The organism is Paenibacillus dendritiformis (assembly GCF_945605565.1).
In the GTDB taxonomy this organism is placed as follows: Bacteria; Bacillota; Bacilli; order Paenibacillales; family Paenibacillaceae; genus Paenibacillus_B; species Paenibacillus_B dendritiformis_A.
Window position 1 is genome coordinate 1,813,847 of record NZ_OX216966.1, and the last position, 24,351, is coordinate 1,838,197.

The 24,351-nt window shown below is 60.2% G+C and carries 23 protein-coding genes; 20 read left to right on the forward strand and 3 right to left on the reverse strand.

Translation table 11 applies throughout. From position 1 onward, the window contains the following. Positions 1-3: 3 nt before the first annotated feature. The 13 genes from paaD (at position 4) to paaX (ending at position 11,110) form a co-directional block, all read left to right on the forward strand. A complete protein-coding gene (gene paaD / locus NNL35_RS07830) occupies positions 4-504 on the forward strand; it encodes a 1,2-phenylacetyl-CoA epoxidase subunit PaaD (RefSeq protein WP_254553160.1) in 501 nt (166 codons plus the stop codon). Between the two features lie 121 nt (positions 505-625). Further along, the gene (locus NNL35_RS07835; protein ID WP_254553162.1) at positions 626-2,086 is read left to right on the forward strand and encodes an NAD-dependent succinate-semialdehyde dehydrogenase; all 1,461 of its coding nucleotides are present in this window, start codon (positions 626-628) and stop codon (positions 2,084-2,086) included. Between the two features lie 65 nt (positions 2,087-2,151). Continuing rightward, the gene (locus NNL35_RS07840; protein WP_087443198.1) at positions 2,152-2,454 is read left to right on the forward strand and encodes an EthD family reductase; all 303 of its coding nucleotides are present in this window, start codon (positions 2,152-2,154) and stop codon (positions 2,452-2,454) included. After that, positions 2,451-2,912: a PaaI family thioesterase gene (locus NNL35_RS07845; RefSeq protein ID WP_254553164.1), complete on the forward strand. Its 462-nt coding sequence runs from the start codon at positions 2,451-2,453 to the stop codon at positions 2,910-2,912. Before NNL35_RS07840 ends, NNL35_RS07845 begins: the two co-directional genes overlap by 4 nt. 174 nt (positions 2,913-3,086) lie before the next feature. Further along, positions 3,087-3,854 carry an enoyl-CoA hydratase-related protein gene (locus NNL35_RS07850; RefSeq protein ID WP_254553978.1) on the forward strand — a complete coding sequence of 256 codons (768 nt, stop codon included), beginning with the start codon at positions 3,087-3,089 and terminating at the stop codon, positions 3,852-3,854. An 11-nt stretch (positions 3,855-3,865) separates the two neighbouring features. Then, complete coding sequence (locus NNL35_RS07855; protein WP_254553166.1) at positions 3,866-5,221, forward strand: phenylacetate--CoA ligase family protein; 1,356 nt, start codon at positions 3,866-3,868, stop codon at positions 5,219-5,221. Next, complete coding sequence (locus NNL35_RS07860) at positions 5,218-5,997, forward strand: enoyl-CoA hydratase-related protein (protein WP_254553168.1); 780 nt, start codon at positions 5,218-5,220, stop codon at positions 5,995-5,997. The genes NNL35_RS07855 and NNL35_RS07860 overlap by 4 nt, the downstream gene beginning before the upstream one ends. 14 nt (positions 5,998-6,011) lie before the next feature. Further along, positions 6,012-6,818 (forward strand): enoyl-CoA hydratase-related protein, encoded by an 807-nt coding sequence (locus NNL35_RS07865; protein ID WP_111153996.1) that lies wholly within the window; start codon positions 6,012-6,014, stop codon positions 6,816-6,818. A gap of 3 nt (positions 6,819-6,821) precedes the next feature. Then, a complete protein-coding gene (locus NNL35_RS07870; protein WP_254553170.1) occupies positions 6,822-7,700 on the forward strand; it encodes a 3-hydroxyacyl-CoA dehydrogenase family protein in 879 nt (292 codons plus the stop codon). Next, entirely contained in the window at positions 7,690-8,460 is a 771-nt protein-coding gene (locus NNL35_RS07875) for a 3-hydroxyacyl-CoA dehydrogenase family protein (RefSeq protein WP_254553172.1), read from the forward strand. Before NNL35_RS07870 ends, NNL35_RS07875 begins: the two co-directional genes overlap by 11 nt. Then, entirely contained in the window at positions 8,438-9,637 is a 1,200-nt protein-coding gene (locus NNL35_RS07880) for a thiolase family protein (RefSeq protein ID WP_254553174.1), read from the forward strand. Before NNL35_RS07875 ends, NNL35_RS07880 begins: the two co-directional genes overlap by 23 nt. Before the next feature lie 67 nt (positions 9,638-9,704). After that, on the forward strand, positions 9,705-10,127 hold the full coding sequence (locus NNL35_RS07885; RefSeq protein ID WP_111153990.1) for a thioesterase family protein: 423 nt from the start codon (positions 9,705-9,707) through the stop codon (positions 10,125-10,127). 128 nt (positions 10,128-10,255) lie between these two features. Further along, positions 10,256-11,110, forward strand: a complete 855-nt coding sequence (gene paaX, locus NNL35_RS07890) for a phenylacetic acid degradation operon negative regulatory protein PaaX (RefSeq protein WP_254553175.1) — start codon at positions 10,256-10,258, stop codon at positions 11,108-11,110. 207 nt (positions 11,111-11,317) lie between these two features. Here paaX and NNL35_RS07895 read toward each other — a convergent pair whose 3' ends face one another. Together NNL35_RS07895 and NNL35_RS07900 are read right to left on the reverse strand one after the other, a co-directional pair. After that, a complete protein-coding gene (locus tag NNL35_RS07895; RefSeq protein ID WP_254553177.1) occupies positions 11,318-12,298 on the reverse strand; it encodes an electron transfer flavoprotein subunit alpha/FixB family protein in 981 nt (326 codons plus the stop codon). An 89-nt stretch (positions 12,299-12,387) separates the two neighbouring features. Continuing rightward, positions 12,388-13,146: an electron transfer flavoprotein subunit beta/FixA family protein gene (locus NNL35_RS07900; RefSeq protein WP_254553179.1), complete on the reverse strand. Its 759-nt coding sequence runs from the start codon at positions 13,144-13,146 to the stop codon at positions 12,388-12,390. A 57-nt stretch (positions 13,147-13,203) separates the two neighbouring features. Between NNL35_RS07900 and NNL35_RS07905 the strand changes: the two genes are divergently transcribed. Continuing rightward, positions 13,204-13,344, forward strand: coding sequence for a hypothetical protein (locus NNL35_RS07905; RefSeq protein ID WP_254553181.1), 141 nt, complete (start codon positions 13,204-13,206; stop codon positions 13,342-13,344). Here the strand turns inward: NNL35_RS07905 and NNL35_RS07910 are convergent. Beyond that, entirely contained in the window at positions 13,341-13,925 is a 585-nt protein-coding gene (locus NNL35_RS07910) for a fatty acid metabolism transcriptional regulator FadR (RefSeq protein ID WP_111153158.1), read from the reverse strand. The two genes, NNL35_RS07905 and NNL35_RS07910, sit on opposite strands and share 4 nt — an antisense overlap. A gap of 208 nt (positions 13,926-14,133) precedes the next feature. Between NNL35_RS07910 and NNL35_RS07915 the strand changes: the two genes are divergently transcribed. The 6 genes from NNL35_RS07915 to NNL35_RS07940 all read left to right on the forward strand — a co-directional run bounded on the left by NNL35_RS07915 (position 14,134) and on the right by NNL35_RS07940 (position 24,312). Next, positions 14,134-16,308 carry a (Fe-S)-binding protein gene (locus NNL35_RS07915; protein ID WP_254553979.1) on the forward strand — a complete coding sequence of 725 codons (2,175 nt, stop codon included), beginning with the start codon at positions 14,134-14,136 and terminating at the stop codon, positions 16,306-16,308. Positions 16,309-16,602: 294 nt separating this feature from the next. Then, positions 16,603-18,999 carry a 3-hydroxyacyl-CoA dehydrogenase/enoyl-CoA hydratase family protein gene (locus NNL35_RS07920; RefSeq protein WP_254553183.1) on the forward strand — a complete coding sequence of 799 codons (2,397 nt, stop codon included), beginning with the start codon at positions 16,603-16,605 and terminating at the stop codon, positions 18,997-18,999. Positions 19,000-19,034: 35 nt separating this feature from the next. Beyond that, the gene (locus NNL35_RS07925) at positions 19,035-20,216 is read left to right on the forward strand and encodes an acetyl-CoA C-acyltransferase (protein WP_254553185.1); all 1,182 of its coding nucleotides are present in this window, start codon (positions 19,035-19,037) and stop codon (positions 20,214-20,216) included. 107 nt (positions 20,217-20,323) lie between these two features. Further along, on the forward strand, positions 20,324-22,108 hold the full coding sequence (locus NNL35_RS07930) for an acyl-CoA dehydrogenase family protein (protein WP_254553187.1): 1,785 nt from the start codon (positions 20,324-20,326) through the stop codon (positions 22,106-22,108). A gap of 39 nt (positions 22,109-22,147) precedes the next feature. Continuing rightward, positions 22,148-23,827: a long-chain-fatty-acid--CoA ligase gene (locus NNL35_RS07935; protein WP_254553189.1), complete on the forward strand. Its 1,680-nt coding sequence runs from the start codon at positions 22,148-22,150 to the stop codon at positions 23,825-23,827. A gap of 56 nt (positions 23,828-23,883) precedes the next feature. Further along, positions 23,884-24,312, forward strand: coding sequence for a PaaI family thioesterase (locus tag NNL35_RS07940; RefSeq protein WP_254553191.1), 429 nt, complete (start codon positions 23,884-23,886; stop codon positions 24,310-24,312). Positions 24,313-24,351: the final 39 nt, after the last annotated feature.

Consider the following 24,351-nt stretch of genomic DNA (forward strand, 5'->3'; position numbering starts at 1 on the left):
ATCATGACGCAGCATACCCGGCAAGTGCTGAGGGGGCTGGAGGAGCGAATCTGGACATTGCTGCGGGAGGTCAAAGATCCGGAAATTCCCGTCATCAGCATGATCGAGATGGGCATGATTCACAGGGTGGTTATCGGCGAGGGCGCCGTGGACGTTGAGGTGCTGCCGACCTTCATTGGCTGTCCCGCTCTGGACATGATGAAGAGCGAAATTCAGGAGAAGCTGCTCTCCATCGAGGGAGTGCGCGAGGTGAGCGTCCGCTTCCTGCGGGAGCCGGCCTGGACCTCGGATCGGATTAGCGACGATGGCAGGGAGAAGCTGCGTTCGTTCGGCATCGTTGCCCCGCCGCGCGGCTGCCCGCCGGGCGAGGATTGGGAGGTGCGGTGCCCCTACTGCGATTCGCCGCATACCCGCATGGACAATATGTTCGGTCCGGCAGCTTGCCGCAGCATTTTGTATTGCAAGCACTGCAAAAATCCGTTCGAAGCCTTGAAAGCGTTGTGAGGAAATAGGAGCAATCATAGGCAAGTGAGAAGCAAGGCCACGCAAGGAAAATATCGCGCACGATTGCGCGGCCTCTGAAGCGGAGCAAGCTGCAGAGGAAGAGGGAGGGTATCCAGTTACGATGGAAAAAAGCATGCAGACTGTCGAAGTGAAGTCGATGTTCGTTAACGGAGAATGGATGCAGGCGCAGGGCGGCGGCACGCTCCGCGTCGTCAATCCGGCAACTGGAGAGGAAGTCGGGACGGTAAGCTATGGCGACGGCAAGGATGCGAGAGCCGCCATCGAGGCGGCCCATCAAGCTTTCCCGGGCTGGTCCCGCCTGACTGCCCGCGAGCGTTCGAAATATTTATATCAATTGTACGAACTGGTGCGCAGCCACCGCGATGAGCTGGCAGGCATCATCTCGGCCGAGATGGGCAAGCCGCTCCGGGAGGCCAAGGGCGAAGTGCTGGGGGCAGCCGACAACTTCATGTGGTATGCAGAGGAAGCGAAGCGGGTGTACGGCGAGACGGTTCCGTCCTCCGTGCCGAACAAGCGGATTATGGTCAGCCGCCAGCCGGTCGGCGTCGTCGGAGCGATTACGCCGTGGAACTTCCCGGTCAATATGGTCGCACGGAAGATTGCGCCCGCGCTGGCCGCAGGGTGCACCGTCGTCTTGAAGCCGGCGGAGAGCACGCCGCTGAGCGCGATTCGGCTGTTCGAGCTGATTGCGCAAGCCGGGTTCCCGGCCGGGGTCGCCAATCTGGTCATCGGCCAGCCGGAGGCGGTCGGCCAGGAATTGCTCGACAATCCGAAGGTGCGCAAAATCGCCTTCACCGGCTCGACGCGCGTCGGCAAGCTGTTGATGGAAGGAGCGGCAAAGCATGTCAAGCGGGTCAGCCTGGAATTAGGCGGGCATGCGCCATTTATCGTGTTCGAGGATGCGGATCTGGACGCGGCGGTCGCGGGGCTGTTCGAGAGCAAATTCCGCAATTCGGGGCAGATGTGCATCTGCACGAATCGCCTGTACGTGCATGAATCTGTGGCGGAGGCCTTCAGCGCCAAGCTGGTGGAACGGCTGAGCAAGGCGAAGGTCGGCGACGGCCGTAGCAAGGAAACGGAAATCGGCCCGCTCGTCAATCAACGGGCGCTCGATAAAGTATTGCGCCATATCCAGGATGCCCGGGATAAAGGCGGGCAGGTCGTGTTCGGCGGCAAGCGCTTGACGGAGGGCGAGTACGGCAAAGGCTTCTATTGCGAGCCGACCTTGATTACGGACGTCACCAAGGAGATGGAGATCGCCTGCGAGGAAACGTTCGGACCGGTGGTGCCGATGATGACGTTCACGGACGAAGCCGCGGTCATCAAGATGGCGAACGATACGCCATACGGTTTGGCCGCTTATGCATATACGCGTGATAACAGCCGCTGCTTCCGCCTGGCGGAGGCGCTGGAGTATGGCATCGTGGGCATTAACGACGGTTCGCCGACGCAGACGCAGGCGCCGTTCGGCGGCTGGAAGGAGAGCGGGCTCGGCCTGGAGGGCGGACGGTACGGGATGGACGCCTTTTTGGAGACGAAGTTCGTCTCGTTCGGGATGTAAGGAGATTGATGGATTTATTGATGGATTTGATGAATTGATTTCGATAGATAAGGGAGGACAAATTTATGGTCAAATTAATTGCTATTTATCGCAAGCCCGAGGATGTCGAAGCGTTTAACGAGCATTATTTCCAGACTCATGCCCCGCTGGCGGCGAAGATGCCCGGCCTCGTGAAGATGGAGGTGGGAACGATTTATGGAACGCCTATGGGCGAGAGCGATCTGCACCTGATTTGCGAGATGTATTTCGAATCGAAGGAGGCCTTGAAGGCAGCCTTGTCGTCCCCGGAGGGCAAGGCGTCGGGCAAGGATCTGATGGGATTCGCCGGCAAAGTGGTGTCGATGCATATGGCGGAGGTTCACGAGTGAGCCAGCCGACGCATCGCAACCGGTTCAACGATCTCCTCGGAATCGAGGTCGTTCAGCTTCAGCGCGACGGCTGCGTCATGCAATTGCATATCCGCCCCGATCTCCATAATAGTCTCGAAGGCGTCGTGCATGGCGGCGTGACGAATACGCTGGCCGACGTCGCCATGGGCCATGCGGCTGTGCCCCCGGTTGATGGGGTGCAGCAGTGCGTGACCGTGGAGAGCAAAATCAATTATTTGTCCCCGGCCATCGGCGAACTGCTCGTGGTGGAGGCCCGAGTGCTGAAGCGAGGGCGCAATCTGATCGTGACGGACGCGCACATCACCTGCGACGGGAAGCTTGTCGCCGTCGCTTCGGGAACCTACGCGCGGGTCAACCCGGAGCGGTGGGGACGGGGGGCGGAGATGCCGGCCCCGAAGGAGATGCCGGCCGCGGAAATGAAGGAAGAGCGGCCATAAGGCGAAGGGGCAGAGGAGTAACCCGTCCGCAAGGAGCTGCGTAAAGAGAGGGGGCTGAACGAATCGATGGAACAGCAGGAGCTGAGGCAGAGGCAGGTGCCAGTGCAGGATCAGGTGCAGGAGCCAGTGCAGGATCAGGGGCAGGTGCCGGTGCAGGAGGCGGGACAGTCAGTGATGCTGGAGCATCACGGTCAAGTCGCCATCATTACGCTGGATCGGCCTGGCGAATTGAATGCCTTCAATTATGAGGCCTTGGTGCGGCTCGGCGGGATCGTCGAGGAGATCCGGCAGAATCCGCAGCGGATTCGGGCCGTCATCGTGACGGGAAGGGGCCGCGCCTTCAGCGCGGGCGCCGATCTGAAGGAGCGGCGCACGCTGAATGAGCAGCAGGTGCGCCGCAATGTGCGCGCGATCCGCGAGGTGTTCACCGCCGTGGAGGAGCTTCCGCAGCCGACGATCGCGGCGGTGAACGGATATGCGTTCGGCGGCGGCTTCGAATTGACGCTCGCCTGCGATTTCCGCTTTGCGGTCCGGGATGCCCGCATGGGCCTCACCGAGGTGAGCCTGGGCATCATTCCCGGGGCGGGCGGAACGCAGCGGCTGCCGCGGCTCATCGGACCGGCGCGGGCGAAGGAGCTCATCCTGACCGCGCGGAAGATTACCGCCGAAGAGGCGCTGCAATACGGGCTGCTGAGCGGAATGGCCGATGACGCGGAGCAGCTCCGCCGGATGGCGCTAGAATTGGCGAATGAGATTGCCGCCAATGCGCCGCTCGCGGTCTATCAGGCCAAATATGCGATCAACCGGGGCAGCAGCGTCGATCTGCACTCCGGCCTGGAGGTTGAGGCACAAGCTTACGAGATGATTATCCCGACGAAGGATCGGGCAGAGGCATTGGCAGCCTTTGCGGACAAACGAAAGCCTGTCTTCCGTGGGGAGTAGGAGGGTAGCGCGTGATATTCAATGTCGAAATGGAAACGATGCCGCGCGAGCGGATCCGGGCGCTCCAGTTGGAGAGACTCCGGCACACCGTCAAGCGGGCATATGACCGGGTGCCTTTTCATCGGGCCGCGCTGGATCGGGCCGGCCTGGCGCCAGAGGACATTCGCAGTCTGGAGGACCTCCGCCGTCTGCCGTTCATGCAGAAATCCGATCTGCGCGATCATTATCCATTCGGATTGTTCGCCGCCGAGATGAGCGACATCGTGCGCATCCATGGTTCATCCGGCACGAGGGGCAAGCCGATTGTTGTCGGTTACACGAAGCGGGACATTGAAGCCTGGGCGGACATTGTCGCGCGCGCCATCTGCTGCGCGGGCGGCCGGCCCGGGGATATTTTTCACAATGCGTATGGTTATGGCTTGTTCACGGGCGGACTGGGCCTGCATTACGGCATCGAGCGTCTGGGCGCGGTCGCCGTGCCCGTGTCGGGAGGGAATACGCCCCGGCAGATTACGCTCATTCAGGATTTCAAGCCGCGCGGCCTGTCGGGCACGCCGTCCTATATTTTGAATCTGGTGGAGGAAATGCGCAAGCAGGGCATCGACACCCGGGAGACGAGCGTCGAGTACGGCATTTTCGGTGCGGAGCCGTGGTCGGAGGAGATGCGCCGCCATCTGGAGGAGGCGCTTGGCATCAAGGCGATCGACATTTATGGCTTGAGCGAGGTGCTCGGACCCGGCGTCGCGATTGAATGCCAGGAAGCACAGGATGGTCTGCATATTGCCGAGGATCATTTTTTGGCTGAGGTGGTCGATCGCGAGACGGGCGAACCGCTGCCGTACGGGCAGGAAGGCGAGCTGGTGTTCACCTCGCTGACCAAGGAAGCGTTCCCTGTCATCCGGTACCGGACGGGCGATATTGCGTCGCTTCATCCCGGCACATGCCAGTGCGGCCGCACGACGATGCGGATGTCGCGGATTAAGGGAAGAGTGGACGACATGCTGATTATCCGCGGCGTCAACGTCTACCCGACCGAGCTGGAGGCCGTGCTGCTCAATTTCTCCCAGCTTGCTCCCCATTATCAAGTCGTCATCGAGCGGGACAATGCCCTCGACCGCTTCGAGGTTCATTGCGAGATGACGCCGGAATTCAGGAACCGGGTAGGCGGAGTGCAGGAGAGCCGGGAAGTGGCCGAACTGGTGAAGGAGATCGGCAAGGCGATCAAATGCTCGCTCGGCGTCTCGGTCCTGCTGCATGTGAACGAGCCGAATTCGCTCGCGCGCAGCGAAGGCAAAGCCGTCCGCATCGTCGATAACCGCAAGCGGGCGGCAGCCGTGCAAGAAAACGAAGGAGTGGAGGCGGGATGACGAAGCTTGGCAACTATGTGACCGTGTCGTCGGACGGAGCGGTGGGCGTGCTCGCCCTGAACCGGCCTGACGTGCTGAATGCCTTGAATCGCGAGCTGATGCAGGAGCTCGTGGCGGAGATGGAACGGATGGACCGGGACGATGCCGTGAAGGCGATTGTCATTACGGGAAATGATCAGGCCTTCGCGGCCGGCGCGGATATTAAGGAAATGGCGGATGAATCCGCCGTATCGCTGCTGCTGAAGCGGCAGTTCGATGTGTGGGATCGCATCGGCGGCATTGCGAAGCCGATCATCGCCGCCGTGAGCGGGCATGTGCTCGGCGGAGGCTGCGAGCTGATGATGAGCTGCGATCTCGTCGTCGCCTCGGATACGGCGCGCTTCGGGCAGCCGGAGATTCGGCTTGGCGTCATGCCCGGCGCCGGCGGGACACAGCGGATGACGAGGGCGGTAGGGCTGCGCAAGGCCATGGAGCTGCTGCTGACCGGGGACACGATGCCGGCGGAAGAGGCTCTGCGCTGCGGGTTGATTAACAAGGTGGCGCCGGTCGAGCTCTATCTGGAAGAGGCGCTGAAGCTGGCGCGCCGCATTGCCGCCCAGCCGCCGCTGGCCGTCCGCCTCATCAAGCAGGCGGTCCGCAAGGCTCAGGATCTTCCGTTGGCCGAAGGGCTTGATTATGAGCGCCAGTGCTTCCATCTGCTATTCGCGAGCGAGGATCAGAAGGAAGGCATGCGCGCTTTTCAAGAGAAGCGAAATCCCCAATTCAAGGGCAGATAGGAGGAGACATGGCCGTGTACGAGACGATTCTGTACGAAGTATCGGAGGGCGTGGCCCGGATCACGATGAACCGGCCGGATAAGTACAATGCCTTCACCGGGCGGATGATTGCCGAACTGATCGCTGCGTTCCGCCAAGCAGGCAAAGACGCGGCAGTGCGCTGCATCATCCTGACCGGGGCGGGCAAAGCGTTCAACGCGGGGCAGGATCTGGGCGATGTGCCGGGAACGGGCGGGCAAGCGGCAGACGGGCAAGCTGCGGCCGGAAACCATGGCGATATGCTGCGTTCACGCTACAATCCGCTGATTACGCAGATCCGCAACACGGAGCTGCCGGTTATCGCGGCCGTGAACGGCGTGGCGGCGGGAGCGGGCATGAGCCTCGCTCTCGCTTGCGACCTCCGCGTGATGTCCGAGCGGGCTTATTTCGTCAGCGCGTTCGTCAATATCGGGCTCGTCCCCGACTCGGGGGGCTGCTACTTCCTGCCCCGTCTCGTCGGCCTGGCCAAGGCGATGGAGATCGCCACGATCCGGGATCGCGTCACGGCGGAAGAGGCGCATCGAATAGGTCTGGTCAACCGCATTTGCTCCGCCGAACGGCTGGAGGAGGAAGCGGACGCGCTTGCGGCCAGGCTGGCTCAGCTTCCGACGCGGGCTGTCGGGCTGATGAAGCGGACGATGAACCGCGGGCTGGAGATGGATCTGGCACAGACGCTGGAGCAAGAGGCGTATGCCCAGGAGATCGCCGGGCGCACGGAGGATCACCGGGAAGGCATGCAAGCTTTTCTGGAAAAGCGGCCGCCCGTGTTCAAGGGGGTGTAGCCGATGGAAGGCCATGTTCCGGGGGGCAGCCCCGGCGCGGTCGGCATTGTCGGCGCAGGCACGATGGGAGCGGGAATCGCTCTCGTCTGTGCCCGGCGGGGCCGCCGCGTTTATTTGCAGGACATTAAGCCGGAGGTGCTGGATGCTGCGCAAGCCTATATCGACTCCATCCTGGCGAAGGACGTCGCGAAGGGGAGGATCTCGGAGGAGGAGAAGCGGAAGACGTATGATCTCGTCAAGCCGGTGCAGGACATGGCAGCGTTAAGCTCCTGCCCGATCATCATCGAGGCGGTTCCCGAAAAGCTGGAGCTGAAGCGCTCCTTGTTCGGCCGCTTAACGGAGCTGTGCGGCAGCGATGCGCTGCTGCTGAGCAATACGTCATCCCTTTCCATTACGGAGCTTGCGGCGGGCTTGCCCCATGCGGAGCGCATCATAGGCTTTCACTTTTTCAACCCTGCGCCGGTTATGCCGCTGGTTGAAGTCATTCGCGGGCACAAGTCGGGTGAAGCTTGCGTCGCTGTCGCGCGCCGGTTCGCGGAGGAACTGGGCAAGGTGCCCGTGCTGGCGGAGGATTCGCCCGGCTTCATCGTGAATCGCGTCGCGCGTCCCTACTATAATGAAGCGCTGCGCATCATGGGCGATCGGGTGGCCCGCCCGGAGCAGATCGACCGCATTATGAAGCAGGCCGGCGGCTTCAAGATGGGGCCGTTCGAGCTGCAGGACCTGATCGGCCTCGACGTGAATCTGGCGACGACGGAATCGGTCTACACCCGCTTCTATCACGAGAGCCGCTTCAAGCCGAGCCGCATCCAGCAGCGCATGGTGCAGGCGGGAAGCTTGGGCAGAAAGACAGGGGAGGGATTTTATCCATATGACCAATAATGCGGTCTTGTTGGCTGGAGCCAGTCCCCTGCGCGACGGCCTGCATGCGCTGCTGGAACGAAGCGGTTACCGGGTCGTGTCCTTGGCAGAGGCCGAGGAGAGCGGGGCTTCCCTGCCGATTCGGTACGGCGTGGAAGTAACCAATGATGATGTGGCGGAGAAGCAGGCGAACATCGTGAGGATGGAGCGGCTGCTCAGCCCGGAGGTGCCGATCGCGGCCACCTCGCTCGCTCTCTCGGCCACCGAGATTGCGTCATGGGCATCGCGGCCGGAGCGGATATGCGGCTTCGGCACGTTCGCACCGCTGGAAGAGCGCGAGCTGGTCGAAGTGGCTCCTGCCCTGCAGACGTCGAAGGAAGCGCTCCGTGGTCTGGAGGAGTTATTCCTTACTCTGGGGAAGCAGGTGGAGATCGTGGATGATGAGGCGGGGCTTGTCTTCCCGCGCATTCTCGCCTTGATCATCAATGAAGCCGCCTTCGCTCTGATGGAAGGGACGGCTTCCGCCGCGGATATCGATACGGCCATGAAGCTGGGAACCGGTTATCCGCACGGCCCGCTCGAATGGGCCGATCGCATCGGGCTGGATGACGTGCTGGCGGTCCTGCGCGGGCTTCACCGCGATCTGGGCGAAGAGCGGTATCGTCCGGCGCCGCTGCTGCGCAAGCTGGTGCTGGCAGGCCGGCTCGACCGGCGCAGCGGCCAAGGCTTCTATTCCTATGATATTGGGGGGGAACGAGATGGGAACACCCGTAATCATTGATGCGGTACGGACGCCGATCGGCCGCTACGGCGGAGCGCTCAAGGATGTGCGTGCCGATGATCTGGGCGCGCTCGTCATTCGCAGCCTGCTGGAGCGGAATCCGGTCGGCCCGGAGCGGATGGACGGGGTCATCCTCGGCTGCGCGAATCAGGCGGGGGAGGATTGCCGCAATGTGGCGCGGATGTCGCTGCTGCTGGCCGGGATGCCGGTAGAGGTGCCGGGCGTGACGGTGAACCGCCTGTGCGGTTCGGGCATGGAGGCCGTCCATCAGAGCGCCTACGCGATTATGGCGGGGGCGGGACACGCCTATATCGCCGGGGGAACGGAGAGCATGACGCGGGCTCCGTATGTGATGTTGAAGCCGGAAGCCGCTTACCAGCGGGGGCATCAACAGATCTATGACACCACGCTGGGCTGGAGGATGACGAATGACAAGCTGGCCGCCCTCTACCCGCCGATCAGCCTAGGGGAGACAGCGGAGAATGTCGCGGAGCAGTACAGTATCAGCCGGGAGGCGCAGGATGAGTTCGCGATCTCCAGCCAGCGGAAGTATGCCGAAGCCCAGGCGGCCGGGAGATTTGCCGCCGAGCTCGTGCCGGTGGAGGTGACCGGCCGCAAGGGCGAGATCACGCGGTTCGAGCAGGATGAACACCCGCGCCCCGAGACGACGCTGGAGCAGCTGCGGAAGCTGAAGCCGGCGTTCAAGCAAGGGGGAACCGTGACGGCCGGGAACTCGTCGGGCCTGAACGACGGGGCGGCAGCGCTGCTCATAATGGAGCAGGAGACGGCTCATTCGCTCGGACTGCGGCCGCGCGCCCGGGTGGTTGCTTCAGCGTCTGCCGGCGTCGATCCGTCCGTGATGGGAATCGGCCCCGTGCCGGCCGCGCGCAAGGCGCTTCAGCAGGCGGGGCTGTCGATCCAGGATATCGATCTGTTCGAGCTGAATGAAGCGTTTGCCGCACAGGCGGTTGCCAGCATGCGTGAGTTGAACATCGCTCCGGAGCGGGTGAACGTCAACGGCGGCGCGATTGCCATCGGCCATCCGCTCGGGTGCAGCGGGGCCCGGATTTTAACGACCCTGCTCTATGAGATGGAGCGCCGGGAAGCCCGTTACGGCTTGGCCGCGATGTGCATCGGCGTCGGGCAAGGCATCGCTACGATTATCGAGCGAGTATGACCGGGCAAGGAACTCGAAAACGCGAATGGACACGGTTGATTTGTTAGCCAGGCGAGGAGGAATCGACATGAAGCCAGGATTGATTCCGGGCGCCGAAATTTCTTTTGTCGTGACCGTCACCCCGGATATGCACCCTGCCTTTGACGGCATCGTCATTCACGAAGTGATGTCCACCGTCTCAATGATCTACTATATGGAGAAGGCAGGCCGCGAGATCATTGTTCCTTTTTTGGAAGAAGAGGAGGAAGGATCGGGGTTCGCCCTCGATATTAAGCATGTCGGGCCGGCCGTCGCCGGGCAGGAGGTGACGTTCCGCGCCGTCTGCACCGAGGCGGGCCCGAAGCGCATCATCTGCGATGTGACAGCAGAGACGAAGTTCAATCTGGTCGGGACGGGATCGTTCACGCAGGCGATCTTCGACAAAAGAACGATGGCGGACCGGTTCGCGGCCCTGCGCCGCAAGGTGGAAGAAGAGCAGAAGGTGACCTGACGGCATAAGCGGCGGTTCCTCCACTCCGGCGGTGTCCCCCATTTTGCTTGAGCTATGGAGGGGCAAGTGATACAATTTGACAAAGATGCAACATTTGGCAATCATACGAACGACTAGGAGTGGTGAACATGAGGCCGCAATCCATGCTGTTTACCATATACGGCGAGTATGTACGTCATTATGGCAGTGAAATCTGGGTCGGGAGCCTGACCGGCCTGATGGGAGAATTCGGCTTGACCGAACAGGCCGTACGGGCCGCCATCTCGCGAATGCTGCGCCAAGGCTGGCTGGAGTCGCGCAAAGTGGGGAACCGCAGCTATTATTCCATGTCCCCGCGCGGCAAGCGGCGCTTGAACGAGGCGGCGGCCCGCATCTATAAGCAGGAGACGGATACGTGGGACGGCAAGTGGTGCATTGCCAGCTACAACATTCCCGAGAAGGAGCGGAGCATACGGGATCAGCTTCGCAAGGAGCTGGCATGGCTCGGCTTCGGCATGCTGACGACAAGCACCTGGATTAGTCCGAATGATCTGACCGACAAGGTGAGGGACATCGTGGAATCTCGCGGGATTTCCGGATATGTGGAAATTTTCAGGGCGGATCATGTCGCTTGGAGCGAGCCTGGACAACTGGTGCAGAAGTGCTGGAACATCGATGAGATCAATGGGGCTTACGCCGAGTTCATTGAGGCGTACCGTCCGAGCTATGAGAGATTGCTGACGATGACGGAGCAGGGGGAAGCCGTCCCCGACGGCTATTGCTTCGTGGAGAAGACTAAGCTGGTCCACCGGTACCGGAAGTTCCTGTTCATCGATCCCGACTTCCCCGAAGAGCTGCTGCCGGATGTATGGCTGGGCAAGGAAGCGGATCAATTGTTCCAGAACTACTACGATTTGCTGCATCCGGGCGCCAGCCGTTTTTTTGAGCAAGTCTATGAACCTTCGCCCGATGTCCTTCCGGTTCGCGATAGGGAGCATGCATGAATGAGGTCCATAAGGGGACATGACCGAAATTACGGCCAGGCGGCCCTCCCGGATTTACGTTTTATCCGGCCCTTTGCAACATTTTTGCTTCCATGCTTTAACGTAGGGTCGCATTGCCGCTGCTATTTTCTTATATAGCTCTCATACCCATAACAAGGGGCATTCCAGCCGCATCGTGCCGGCTCGAATGCCCCTTTACTATTATAGCTATGCCTGCAGCGCCTGCTTGAACTGCTCGGTCAGAAGCGGCACGATTTCGAACAGATCGCCGACGATGCCATAGTCGGCAATCTGGAAGATCGGCGCTTCCGGATCCTTGTTAATCGCGATGATGACGCGCGATTGGCTCATGCCGGCCACATGCTGGATCGCGCCGCTGATGCCACAGGCGATGTACAGCTCCGGCGTGACGACCTTGCCGGTCTGGCCGATTTGGAGCGCGTAGTCGCAATAGCCCGCATCGCATGCTCCGCGGGAAGCGCCGACGGCGCCGCCCAGCACGTCGGCCAGTTCCTCCAGCGGCTTGAAGCCGTCCGCGCTGCGGACGCCCCGGCCGCCGGAGATAATAATTTTCGCTTCGCTCAGATCCATCTTGCCGGCCGTGTTCTGCACCACCTCGCGAATGACGGCGGCCAGCGGCGGCTCGGGGTACGCGATGGCCGATACCGGGGCGGTCCGGCCCGCTTCGGCTGCCGGCGGCTGAATATTGTTCGGACGGATGGTGACAATCCATGGGCCAGCCAGGAACTTTTTCTTCTCCATCGCTTTGCCTGCATACAGAGGGCGAGTGAATAACAGCTCGCCGCTGCCGTCCGCCCCAATGGCGATGACATCGGAGATCTGTCCCGCGCCTAATGCGGCGGCCAATTGCGGAGCCAAATCTTTGCCCTGCGCGGTATGGCCGAAGAATACGCCATCCGGCTTCGCTTCCTGCACGACAGCCTGCAGCGCCGCAAAATAAGCTTCTGGATGATAATGAATAAGAGCGGAATGCTCTACGGTATAAATATGTTCTGCGCCATATTGGGCAAGATCGGCTGCATAGCGCGCTGCCTCCGCCCCTATCACGGCTGCGGCCACGGTGCCGCCATCGCCTGCGGCCATGCGGGCCGCGCTGATCGCTTCATAGGATACCTGCCGGAGAACGCCGCCTTTCGTCTCGGCTACGACAAGAATCGTTTTGGACATAGTATATCCGCCTCCTCGGGAATATGGACTGTTCAAAAACACTCTTTTGAACACGTACTGCTAACGGCTATCTGGAAGAAGATACCGGACTATACGACCTTGGCTTCCGTGCGCAATAGCCGGAACAGCTCCTGCGCCTGCGCCGCCGGCTCGCCGGAGAGCAGCTTGCCCGCTTGCCGCTGCGGAGGCAGGAACAGCTCCGTCTGTGCCGTGCGCGCCTCGGCGGTGACGCCGAAATCATCCAGCGTCAGCTCCCGGAGCGGCTTCTTCTTCGCCTTCATAATGCCCTGCAGCGAAGGATAGCGCGGCTCGTTCAGCCCTTGCTGGGCCGTGAACAGCGCCGGAAGCGGCAGCTCCACGACCTCGGTGTCTCCTTCGGCATCCCGGGAGCCGACGGCGCGCCCGTCGGCGATTTCCAGCTTCGTGATAGCTGACACATGCGGAATGCCGAGCAGCTTCGCCATCCGGACAGCCACTTGGCCCGCGCCGTTGTCGACCGAGAAGTTGCCTCCGAGCACGAGGTCGGCGGATTCCGTCCCGACGAAGGCGGCCAATGCTTGTGCGACGGCATGTTCGTCCGTGCCGATGCGCTCGTCGTTGATCAAGACCGCTTCGTCAGCGCCCATGGCGAGCGCCGTGCGCAGGGCCTCGATTGTCCGCTCCGTCCCCACGGAGACGACAGTGACTTTGCCCCCTTGGTCATCGCGGATGCGAATGGCTTCTTCTACCGCATACTCGTCATAGGGGTTGAGCACGAATTTGACATCGTCGTCCACGACTTTGCCGTCCTTGATGACGATTTTTTCCTCCGTATCGAATGTCTGCTTGACTAATACGATGATATTCATCGTTCATTGCCCCTTTCGCTTGATTACCATGCAGGAAAGTGGAAAGTGCAATTCTGGATGAAGGATGCAGCGCGCGTGGTGTTTTCCCCATGGCGGATAATTATAAGTATTAATTTGATGGTTCAAAAAGTTCAAAAAGTGCGGCTTTCAGCACCGAAAAGGTTGCAAACCGGACTTTTCGAACAACCTAAAGCTTAAGCCTCCAGTCCTTTAAGGAAGAAGCCTACCATACCATCCAACTGGCCGATGAGCGAATATTTCTGCCCGGAAATTAGCCAGGACGTCACGACTTCGTCCATGGAGCCGAAGATAAGCAGGCGGGTAAGCTTGACGTCGAGATCGGCACGGAACACTTTCTCTTCGATGCCTTGCACGATAATTTTTTCAATGAGCACAATGTATGGCTTAATGATCTTTCCGATTTCTTTGCGGAGCTCGAGCGAGCTTTGTCTCAGCTCGATTTGGGTGACGAAGGCAAGGTCCGGGTTATTTCCCAGCTCGGTAAAATGAATTTCGCACACCTTGCGCAGCGCTTCCTTCGCTCCGGTCGTTTCTTCGAGACTCGCGTGGAACTTGCCGATCAGCTCGCCAAGCTTCTCGCGGAACAAAGAAATAAGGATATCCTCCTTTCGCTTGAAATAAAGATAGATCGTACCGTCAGCGACCCCGGCCGTTTTCGCAATCCTGGAAACTTGCGAACGGTGAAATCCGTGTTCGGCGAATACTTTGACCGCTGCTTCGAGGATTTGGGAATATTTTTCTTTTTTCTGACTTGCCATGGAATCACCTCGGTGCTAAAATGTGAATCACGAATGAATGAACGCTCATTCATTTTCTGCTGATATCATAAAATAGAACCGGATCCTTGTCAATGATTGGATCGGGAACCGGGTAATCGCCCAGCGGAAGAGCGGCGGTATGAGCGTACTGAAAGCGCTTGCCGCAATGTGTTCATTCATTTGCAAAAGGGGAAAGGAGATGGTTCCGATGCCGGGAGCGATCGTGCAGCTCATCCTATTTTTGGCCGTCACGGGACTCGGCGTCTACGCGTTCGCCAGAGCGGTCATTAACCGGTATATGTATGTCAAGCTGGGGCAGCCGGTGGAATGGGACGGGCGCGCGAAGCGCAATTTGCGCGACTTTGCGGTTCAAGTGTTCGGTCAGACGAAGCTGCTCAAGGACAGGAAGAGCGGTCTGATGCACATTGTCATTTTTTATGGGTTCATTATTTTGCAAGTCGGTGCGCTGGATATTATCTATAAAGGATTGTCCGGCCGCCCGCTTCCGATTCCCGGCTATGAGGCATTCGTGCTGCTGCAGGAAGTGACGGTGACGCTGGTGCTTATCGCCATGGGGTATGCCGCTTACCGCCGGTACGGCGAGAAGCTGGATCGGTTGAAGCGCGGATGGAAGCCGTCCATCGTCGTCTTCTTCATTTTCTCGCTCATGCTGTCGGTCTTGCTGACGATGTCGTTCGAGCGTCTTCTGGAAGGGAAGGACTTCTCGCCCTACGCGCCGATTGCGTCTCTCATCGCGATGCCGCTGGCCGGCATGACCCAGACCGCTGCAGAGGTGCTGTACATGGTATGCTGGTGGGCGCATCTGCTTATCTTGCTGGCATTTCTCGTTTATGTGCCGCAGAGCAAGCATTTTCATCTGTTATCGGCGCCGGTCAACCTGCTGCTGCGCCGCACGGATCCCGTCGGCCGCTTGCGGAAGCTCGATCTGGAGGATGAAGAAGCGGAATCATTCGGCACCGGCAAAGTGGAGGATTTCACCCAAAAGCAGCTGCTCGATCTATACGCTTGCGTCGAATGCGGACGCTGCACCAACGTCTGTCCGGCCGCGGGAACGGGCAAATGGCTGTCGCCCATGCACATGATCGTCAAGCTGCGCGATCATTTGACAGAGAAGGGAGCGGCCGTCACCTCGCGTTCGCCCTGGATTCCGTCCTTCGTCTTCTCATCGAACGGCACGCACGGCATGCGGGCCGACGGATTGGATCTCGGCGAGTGGCAGGGGGAGGGCGTGACCGACATCGGTCCGACGATGCGGGCGCAAGCCGCGGCGTGGCAGACGGCGGCAGACCGAGCTCCGGGCGAGCTGGAGCTGATCGGCGACGTCATGTCGGAAGCCGAGCTCTGGGCGTGCACGACGTGCCGCAATTGCGAAGACCAATGCCCTGTCGGCAATGAGCACGTCGACAAGATCGTCGACATGCGCCGTTATCTCGTACTGACGCAGGGAAGCATGCCGCATGATGGACAGCGGGCGCTGCAAAATATCGAGCGCCAGGGCAATCCGTGGGGAATCAGCCGCAGCGACCGGGTGAAATGGGTGCGTGAGGTCGATCCCGAAGGCATGCTGCATGTTCCGACCGTGAAGGAGAACCCGGAATTCGACATCCTGCTGTTCGTCGGCTCGATGGGCTCGTACGACAACCGCAGCCGCAAGGTGACGCGCTCGCTCGTGCGGCTGATGAACGAGGCCGGCGTGAACTTCGCCATCCTCGGCAACGAGGAGAAGAACTCGGGCGATACCCCGCGGCGCATGGGCAATGAATTTTTGTTCCAGCAGCTGTGCGAGGAGAATATCGCCACATTCCGGAAATACAACGTGCGCAAGATCGTTACGGCCTGTCCGCATACTTACAACACGTTGAAAAATGAATATCCCGAATTCGGCCTGGAAGCCGAAGTTCTGCATCATAGCGAGCTGCTTGACGAGCTGGTTCGCACCGGGAAGCTGGTTCCGCGCCATGAGGTGGAGGAACGCATTACGTATCACGATTCCTGTTATCTGGGGCGTTACAACGGCGTCTACGAACAGCCGCGCAACGTATTGCGGGCCATCCGGGGAGTCACGCTGCTGGAGATGGAGCGCAGCCGCGAGAACGGCATGTGCTGCGGGGCCGGGGGCGGCATGATGTGGATGGAGGAGACGGCAGGCAAGCGCGTCAACCTGGCCCGCACGGAGCAGGCGCTCGCCACGAAGCCGACCGTCATTTCCTCGGCTTGCCCGTACTGCCTGACGATGATGGAAGACGGCACGAAGCTGCTGGAGGCGGAGGAAACCGTGCAGACGCGCGACATCGCTGAAATTTTGGAGCTGGCCGTATTCGGTTCCGTGAAATCGGACGACAGGCAGCCGGTTTCCGTGTAAAGGGATGACACAAAGCATCTTTTTATCATTGAAATTCATGGAAACTAGCGGAAGTGATCGAAAGCTAACAAACAACCTCTTCTAATGTAATCGCACAAAACAACCTCTAAGATGCAACACCGCCAATACTATCGCCAACCAAGACCTACCCAATATAACCATTCATCTATGCGTCAACATCATGCATACCCAAGTACCTGCTTCAGCAGGGGCATCCAGAGCAAGCCAACCGCATATCAACGTTGTTCTCATCATGTGAAAACAGACCATTTCAATTTGGGAGGGATCTCGCATATGGTTCAACCGATTCAACGCGCCGCCGTCATCGGCTCCGGCGTTATGGGAGCGGCCATCGCCGCCCACTTGGCAGGCGCGGGCATTCACTGTCTCTTGCTTGACCTCGTGCCAGCCCAGCTCACCGAAGCAGAGGCGAAGAAGGGGCTCACGCTCGAGCATCCCGCTGTACGCAACCGTCTGGCCGTTGACGCCATCGCACGCTTGAAGAAGACGAAGCCGGCGCCGCTGTACAGCGAGGCATTCACGGCACGGATTACGCCGGGCAATCTGGAGGACGATCTGCCGAAGCTGGCCGGCGTCGATTGGATTATCGAGGTCGTCGTCGAACGGCTCGATGTCAAGCGCGAACTGCTCGGACGCATCGAAAAAGTATGGAAGCCGGGCACCATCGTGTCGTCGAACACCTCGGGCATATCCATCAATGACATGGCCGCTTCCTGCGGCGCGGAATTCAAGCGGCATTTTTTAGGCACTCATTTCTTCAATCCGCCGCGTTATATGAAGCTGCTGGAGATTATTCCGGGAGAGACGACCGATCCGGAGATCGTGTCATACATGCACGAGTTCTGCGAGCGCCGGCTGGGCAAAGGCGTCGTCGTGGCCAAAGACACGCCCAACTTCATTGCGAACCGCATCGGCACCTACGGTTTGCTCGTGACGCTGCGCAACATGCTGGAAGTTGGATACACCGTGGAGGAAGTCGACGCCGTCACCGGGCCAGCCTTGGGGCGGCCGAAGAGCGCTACCTTCCGCACGCTCGATCTGGTCGGGCTCGACACGTTCGTGCATGTGGCGGCCAATGTGCACGGGCAGACGGCGGCGACGGCGGAGAAGGATGTGTTCAGCGCTCCTGATGTGCTGGGCAGCATGGTGGAACGGGGCTGGATTGGCGAGAAGCAGGGCCAGGGCTTCTATAAGAAAGTGAAGACGGATTCCGGCACGCAGATCCAGGCGCTCCGCTTCGACACGATGGAATACGAGCCGGTGCGGAAAGTATCTTCCGCTTCGCTCGAAGCGGCCAAGTCCGTCAAGGGAGCCGGCAACAAAATCAAGGCCCTGCTCGGCACGAAGGATCGGTATTCCGACCTTGGCTGGAATACGCTGAAGCCGGTGCTGCTCTATGCGGCGCACAAGCTGAGCGAAATCGCCGATTCGATCGCCGACATCGACAACGCGATGAAGTGGGGCTTCAACTGGGAGCTCGGCCCGTTCGAGGTATGGGACGCGATCGGCTTGAAGACGGCTGCCGAACGGATGGAGGCCGAGGGCGACGTGCTGCCGGACTGGGTCCGCAGCTGGATTGACGCGGGGCACACCAGCTTCTATGAGCAGCGGAACGACCAACGATTCTACGCTCATGGCGGGGCGTGGAGCGAGCTGGAAACGCCGGCGGAGCATATTTCGCTGCAGCGGCTCAAGCAGCAGAACAAGGTCGTGCTGTCCAACCCGGGCGCGAGCTTGATCGATATCGGCGACGGGGTCGCGTGTCTGGAATTCCATTCGCCGAATAACGCCATCGGGGCGGACATCCTGACGATGATTCAGCAGAGCGTGGAGGAAGTGCGCCGCAACTACCGCGGGCTCGTCGTCGCGAATGAAGGCCGCCACTTCTGCGTCGGCGCGAATGTGATGCTGCTTCTGATGGAGGCCCAGGAAGAGGAATGGGATGAGATTGATCTCATCATCCGCCAGTTCCAGAATACGATGCTGACGCTGAAAAGACTGGAAAAACCGGTCGTGGCGGCGCCGCATCAGATGACGCTCGGCGGAGGCGTGGAGGCGTGCCTGCCGGCCGACAAGATCATTTTCTCGGCGGAGACGTACTTCGGTCTGGTCGAGACGGGGGTCGGCCTCATTCCGGCGGGCGGAGGCTGCAAGGAGATGGCGCTGCGCTCCAGCCGGATGGCGGGCAGCACGGATGCGGATTTGCAGGCGTTCGTGAACAGCTATTTCGAGACGATCGCGATGGCGAAGGTCTCGACAAGCGGCCATGACACGAAGCGGCTCGGGTATATGGGTCCGCAAGATTCAGTCATTATCAATCAAGACCGCCGCGTCTACGAGGCGAAGATGGCCGTGCTGGAAATGGATCGCGCTGGATACGAGCCGCCGGAAGAGGAGCGCATCCGCGTCGTCGGCGAACCGGGGAAGGCAGTGATGCAGCTTGGCGCCTATACGATGCAGCTTGGCAACTACATCTCGGATCATGATCGGCTGATCGCCAACAAGCTGGCACATGTGCTGGCGGGGGGCAACGTGCCGGCGAACAGCCTGGTCAGCGAGCAGTATATGCTCGATCTGGAGCGCGAAGCCTTCCTGAGCCTGTGCGGCGAGCCCAAGACGCAGGCGCGGATGCAGCATATGCTCGCCAAGGGCAAGCCGCTGCGCAATTAATGTCCTTCCACACTATGAAATGAGGGGAGATCGCAATGAAAGAGGCAGTCATTGTATCGATGGCGCGCACGCCAGTCGGCAGAGCCAAGAAGGGGAGCCTCGCGCAGACGCGCGCCGAGGACCTGGGACGCATCGTATTGGAAGAGGCTGTCCGGCGCGCGCCGGGCTTGAACAAGTCGGACGTCGAGGACGTCATCCTCGGCTGCGCCATGCCGGAAGGCGAGCAAGGCTTGAATATGGCGCGCATCATCTCGCTGTATGCCGGTTATCCGGATACGGTGCCGGCCGCGACGATTAACCGGTTCTGCGCTTCGGGGCTGCAATCGATCGCGTTCGCGGCGGAACGAATTATGGCAGGGGGCGCGGATACGATCGTCGCTGGCGGCGTAGAAAGCATGAGCGCGGTGCCGATGACCGGGTTCAAGCTGGCCCCGCACCCGAAGATGGTGTCTGATATGCCGGAGGTCTACATGGGCATGGGATATACGGCGGAAAATGTGGCGAAGCGGTTCGGCATCAGCCGCGAAGAGCAGGATCGCTTCGCGGCGGACAGCCATCGCAAGGCGGCAGCCGCTATCGCCGCAGGGAAATTCCGCGACGAGATCGTGCCTGTCGCCACGGTGCAGAAAGGGGTCGGCAGCGACGGGCGGCCGTGGGAGAAGGAGATCTCGTTCGACATGGACGAATGCGTCCGCCCGGATACGACGGAGGAGGTGCTCGCCAAGCTGAGGCCGGCATTCGCTCTCGGAGGCAGCGTCACGGCGGGCAACAGCTCGCCGATGAACGACGGGGCGGCGGCCTGCGTGCTGATGAGCGCCGAGCGGGCCCAGGAGCTCGGGCTGAAGCCGCTCGCGGCGTTCCGCAGCTTCGCCCTTGCCGGCGTGGCGCCCGACATTATGGGCGTCGGACCTGTCGAAGCGATTCCGAAGGCGCTGCGCAAGGCCGGCATTACGCTGGATCAGGTCGAGCTGATCGAGCTGAATGAAGCGTTCGCCTCGCAATGCTTGCAGATTATCCGTCAACTGGAGCTGGATGAGAGCAAGGTCAACGTCAACGGCGGTGCGATTGCGCTCGGCCATCCGCTCGGCTGCACGGGCTCGAAGCTGACGGCGACGCTGGTCCATGAGCTGCGCCGCCGGGGCGGCGGCTATGGCGTCGTCTCGATGTGCATCGGCGGCGGGATGGGGGCCGCAGGCGTGTTTGAAGTATTTGCCTAAATCACGGAGGAGGTTGTTCAAAAAGGCCGCTTCGAGTTCCTGCAACCTTCTCGGTGCCGAAAACCGGCCTTTTTGAACTCACATTAAAATGAGAAAGGAAGATAACGATGACTGTATTGGATCAGAAAATCAAAGGCGGCAGCTTTGTCATTGATGATATCGCGCCGGATGCGATCGTGACGCCGGAAGATTTCACCGAAGAGCAGCGCATGATGATGGATACGACTCGCGATTATGTGGAAGGAGAGGTGCTGCCGAACGACGAAGCGATCGAGAAGCTGAACTATGATCTGACGGTGAAGCTGATGCGCAAGGCCGGCGAGCTCGGCTTGCTCGGCGCCGACATTCCGGAAGAATACGGCGGCCTGGGGCTCGACAAGGTCAGCTCCACGCTGATCGGCGAGACGCTGACGAAGGCGTCGGCCTTCGCGCTCTCCATCGGCGCGCATGTCGGCATCGGCACGCTGCCGATCGTGTTCTTCGGCACGCCGGCGCAGAAGAGCAAATATTTGCCTGACCTCGCGACAGGGGCCAAAATTGCCGCTTACTGCCTCACCGAACCGTCATCCGGCTCGGATGCGCTGAGCGCCAAGACGACGGCGAAGCTGTCGGAGGACGGCAGCCACTATGTACTCAATGGTTCCAAAATCTTCATCACAAATGCAGGCTTCGCCGATATCTTCATCGTGTATGCGAAGGTGGATGGCAAGGACTTCACCGCCTTCATCGTCGAAAAAGGCATGGAGGGCTTTACGATCGGACCGGAAGAGAAGAAGATGGGGATTAAAGGCTCTTCCACCTGCCCGCTCTTTTTCGAGGATGTCAAGGTTCCGGTGGAGAATGTGCTCGGCGAGATCGGCCGCGGCCACGTCATCGCGTTCAATATTTTGAACATCGGCCGCTTCAAGCTCGGCGCGGGTTGTCTCGGCGCGTCGAAGGAGGCAATCGAGCTGAGCGTGAAATACGCGAACGAGCGCAAGCAGTTCGGCAAGGCGCTCACTTCCTTCCCGCTTATCGGCAATAAGCTGGCGGATATGAACATTGCGACCTATGTGACGGAATCGATGGTATACCGGACGTCCGGCCTGGTGGATTCTGCGCTCAAGGATATCGATCATATGCAGCCGGATTCGGGCCAACTGATGGCCAAGGCGATTGCCGAGTACGCGCTGGAATGCTCGATTAATAAAGTATTCGCGTCCGAGGCGCTTGATTTCGTCGCGGATGAAGGCGTACAAATTCACGGTGGCTACGGCTTCACGCAAGAATACAAAATCGAGCGCATTTACCGCGACTCGCGTATCAACCGCATTTTTGAAGGCACGAACGAGATCAATCGCCTGCTTATTCCGGGCATGCTGCTCAAAAAGGCGGCCAAAGGCGAGCTTCCGCTTATGCAAAAGGCACAGGCGCTGCAAGCCGAGCTGATGTCGATCGTCACGATGCCGGATTCGGGCGAAGCGATGGCCCTGGAAGGACATCTGGTCTCGATGTCGAAAAAGGTATTTCTCATGGTCGGCGGTCTGGCGGCACAAAAATACGGCACGTCGCTTGAGCAGCAGCAGGAAATCTTGAGCAACCTCGCCGATCTGATGATCCTCGTCTATGCGATGGAGAGCGCCCTGCTGCGCACGCGCAAGCTGAGCGCGAAGAGCGGCGAGGAGAAGGCGAAGCTCGCCATGCAGATGACGTCCGTCTATGTGCATGAGACGCTCGCCGATATCGAGCGCATCGCCAAGAGCACGCTGGCGGCGATGGAATCCGGCGACATGCTGCGCACGCAGCTCTCGATTCTGAAAAAACTGACGAAAAGCTCACCGATCGACGCAATCAGCATCAAGCGTGATATCGCGGCACGTGTCATCCAAGCGGAAAAATACGCGGTCTCGTAATACGCGGGGGCATTCCCCGCGAGGAAGGGATGGTTAGGTATGCCATTGGAGAAGCCATGGCTCCGTCATTACCCGCAGGAAATTGACCCGACGTATCAGTACCCGCGACATAACGTCGCTCAATTTTTAATCGATGCGGCGCGGGATTATCCCGATCGTCCCGCGCTCGAATTCATGGGTAAGCAGCTGCGGTATGAACGGCTGCTGGAGGAGAGCTGCCGCTTCGCCAATGCGCTTGCGCGCCTTGGCGTCGGCCGCGGGGAGCGGGTGGCGATAATGCTGCCCAACTGCCCGCAGACCGTCATCGCCTATTACGGCACGCTGATGGCCGGCTGCATTGCCGTGCTCACCAATCCGCTCTACAAGGAGCGTGAGGTGGAGCTGCAGCTGGCCGATTCCGGCGCCGCGGCGATCGTGACGCTTGACGCCCTGTATCCGCGGGTGCGCGCCGTAATGGCGCGTACCCGGCTGCGTCATGTCATCGTGACGTCCATCAAGGATTACTTGCCGTTTCCGAAAAATATGCTCTACCCGATCAAAGCGAAACGGAGCGGCCATGCGGTCGAGGTGGAGTACGGCGAACAGGTCCATGCCTTCGCCTCCCTGCTGAAAAGCGTTCCGCCCTGGTTCACCTGTGTCGAGGTCGACCCGGAGCAAGACCTGGCACTGCTGCAGTATACTGGAGGAACCACGAGCACGCCCAAGGGCGTGATGCTGACTCACGGCAACTTGGTTGCCAATACGATACAATCGGGCGCCTGGTTCTATAAGGTGAAGCGGGGGGAAGAGATTTTTTTGGGAGCGCTTCCTTTTTTCCATGTGTTCGGCATGACCGTATTGATGAATCTATGCACGCTCTGCCGGGGAATGAACGTGCTCGTGCCGAAGTTCGAGCCTGCCGAGGTGCTGCGCATCATCCATCGGCTGCGACCGACGGTGTTCCCGGGAGCGCCGACGATGTACATTGGGCTCATCAATCATCCCGATCTGCACAAATATGATCTGTCTTCCATCCGCACGTGCATCAGCGGCGCCTCTTCGCTGCCGCTTGACGTGCAGGAGAGGTTCGAGGAGCTGACCGGCTGCGTGCTCATTGAAGGCTATGGCTTGACCGAAGCTTCGCCGATTACGCATGCGAATCTGTTGTGGGGCAAGCGCAAGCACGGCTCCATCGGGATTCCGTTCCCGGACACCGAGGCGAGGATCGTGGACGCGGAATCGGGAGAAGAGTTGGCCGAGGGCGAGGTCGGAGAGCTTGTTGTTCGCGGCCCGCAAGTGATGAAGGGATATTGGAACAGGCCGGAGGAGACGATGAAGGCGCTTCGGGACGGCTGGCTGTTCACCGGCGATTTGGGGCGGCAGGACGAGGACGGTTTTTTCTCGATTGTCGATCGGAAAAAAGATCTGATCATCGCCGGCGGCTTCAACATTTATCCGCGCGAGGTGGAGGAAGTGCTATTCGAGCATCCGAACGTGCAGGAAGCTGTCGTGGTCGGCATGCCCGATGCGTACCGGGGAGAGACGGTCAAGGCTTATATCGTGCCGCGCGCCGGAAGCACGCTGACAGCAGAAGAGCTCAATGTCTGGTGCCGAGAGCGGCTCGCTTCCTTCAAGGTGCCGCGCCAATACGAATTCCGCAGCGAGCTGCCGAAGACGATTGCCGGCAAGGTGCTGCGCCGCAAGCTGCTTGAGGAAGAAGAGCTGCTGCTGAAACGGTAAATGCCGGCCGGCCGCCGCAATGGCAATGAACGAAGGAACGGCGGAGGTGAGAAAAAATGAAGCGACAATCGGCAACCCCCGCGTCCATTGGCGGCGTGCCGCTTGAACAGCTGTTCGAGCAAGTACGGGGCACCTTCTGGGACTATCTTGGGTGCGAGGTGGTCACGGCCGAGCCCGGCAAGGTCGTCCTGAAGCTGGATGCCGGGCGGCATCATATGAATGCCATCAACATCGTGCATGGCGGCGTGGTGTCCTCCCTGCTCGACAACGCCATGGGCTTGGCCACGATGCTGGCTCGTCCCGGGGAGAATACGGTGACATCGAACTTGAACGTTCACTTCGTTGCACCGCTGCATGAGGGCGAGCTGCGCGTCACGGCGGACATTGTGCATGAGACGCGCCGGTCGATTACATGCACCGGGCAAGTATTCGGAGCTGACGGCAAGCTTGGTTCTCTCGCAACGGCGACGTTCCGCGTCATTTGACGCCAACGGCGGCCGGCAACGATGATGTGGAGAACGCCC

What these genes read in the sequence shown, in the direction of transcription:
- NNL35_RS07925 (WP_254553185.1), top strand. Translation starts at nt 19,035, where the DNA reads ATGAAAGAGGCAGTCATTGTATCGATGGCGCGCACGCCAGTCGGCAGA.
- NNL35_RS07880 (WP_254553174.1), top strand. Translation starts at nt 8,438, where the DNA reads ATGGGAACACCCGTAATCATTGATGCGGTACGGACGCCGATCGGCCGC.
- NNL35_RS07885 (WP_111153990.1), top strand. Translation starts at nt 9,705, where the DNA reads ATGAAGCCAGGATTGATTCCGGGCGCCGAAATTTCTTTTGTCGTGACC.
- NNL35_RS07940 (WP_254553191.1), top strand. Translation starts at nt 23,884, where the DNA reads ATGAAGCGACAATCGGCAACCCCCGCGTCCATTGGCGGCGTGCCGCTT.
- NNL35_RS07850 (WP_254553978.1), top strand. Translation starts at nt 3,087, where the DNA reads ATGCTGGAGCATCACGGTCAAGTCGCCATCATTACGCTGGATCGGCCT.
- paaD (WP_254553160.1), top strand. Translation starts at nt 4, where the DNA reads ATGACGCAGCATACCCGGCAAGTGCTGAGGGGGCTGGAGGAGCGAATC.
- NNL35_RS07875 (WP_254553172.1), top strand. Translation starts at nt 7,690, where the DNA reads ATGACCAATAATGCGGTCTTGTTGGCTGGAGCCAGTCCCCTGCGCGAC.
- NNL35_RS07860 (WP_254553168.1), top strand. Translation starts at nt 5,218, where the DNA reads ATGACGAAGCTTGGCAACTATGTGACCGTGTCGTCGGACGGAGCGGTG.
- NNL35_RS07910 (WP_111153158.1), bottom strand. Translation starts at nt 13,925, where the DNA reads ATGGCAAGTCAGAAAAAAGAAAAATATTCCCAAATCCTCGAAGCAGCG.
- NNL35_RS07905 (WP_254553181.1), top strand. Translation starts at nt 13,204, where the DNA reads ATGAAGGATGCAGCGCGCGTGGTGTTTTCCCCATGGCGGATAATTATA.
- NNL35_RS07895 (WP_254553177.1), bottom strand. Translation starts at nt 12,298, where the DNA reads ATGTCCAAAACGATTCTTGTCGTAGCCGAGACGAAAGGCGGCGTTCTC.
- NNL35_RS07935 (WP_254553189.1), top strand. Translation starts at nt 22,148, where the DNA reads ATGCCATTGGAGAAGCCATGGCTCCGTCATTACCCGCAGGAAATTGAC.
- NNL35_RS07900 (WP_254553179.1), bottom strand. Translation starts at nt 13,146, where the DNA reads ATGAATATCATCGTATTAGTCAAGCAGACATTCGATACGGAGGAAAAA.
- NNL35_RS07930 (WP_254553187.1), top strand. Translation starts at nt 20,324, where the DNA reads ATGACTGTATTGGATCAGAAAATCAAAGGCGGCAGCTTTGTCATTGAT.
- NNL35_RS07870 (WP_254553170.1), top strand. Translation starts at nt 6,822, where the DNA reads ATGGAAGGCCATGTTCCGGGGGGCAGCCCCGGCGCGGTCGGCATTGTC.
- NNL35_RS07915 (WP_254553979.1), top strand. Translation starts at nt 14,134, where the DNA reads ATGCCGGGAGCGATCGTGCAGCTCATCCTATTTTTGGCCGTCACGGGA.
- NNL35_RS07920 (WP_254553183.1), top strand. Translation starts at nt 16,603, where the DNA reads ATGGTTCAACCGATTCAACGCGCCGCCGTCATCGGCTCCGGCGTTATG.
- NNL35_RS07835 (WP_254553162.1), top strand. Translation starts at nt 626, where the DNA reads ATGGAAAAAAGCATGCAGACTGTCGAAGTGAAGTCGATGTTCGTTAAC.
- NNL35_RS07840 (WP_087443198.1), top strand. Translation starts at nt 2,152, where the DNA reads ATGGTCAAATTAATTGCTATTTATCGCAAGCCCGAGGATGTCGAAGCG.
- paaX (WP_254553175.1), top strand. Translation starts at nt 10,256, where the DNA reads ATGAGGCCGCAATCCATGCTGTTTACCATATACGGCGAGTATGTACGT.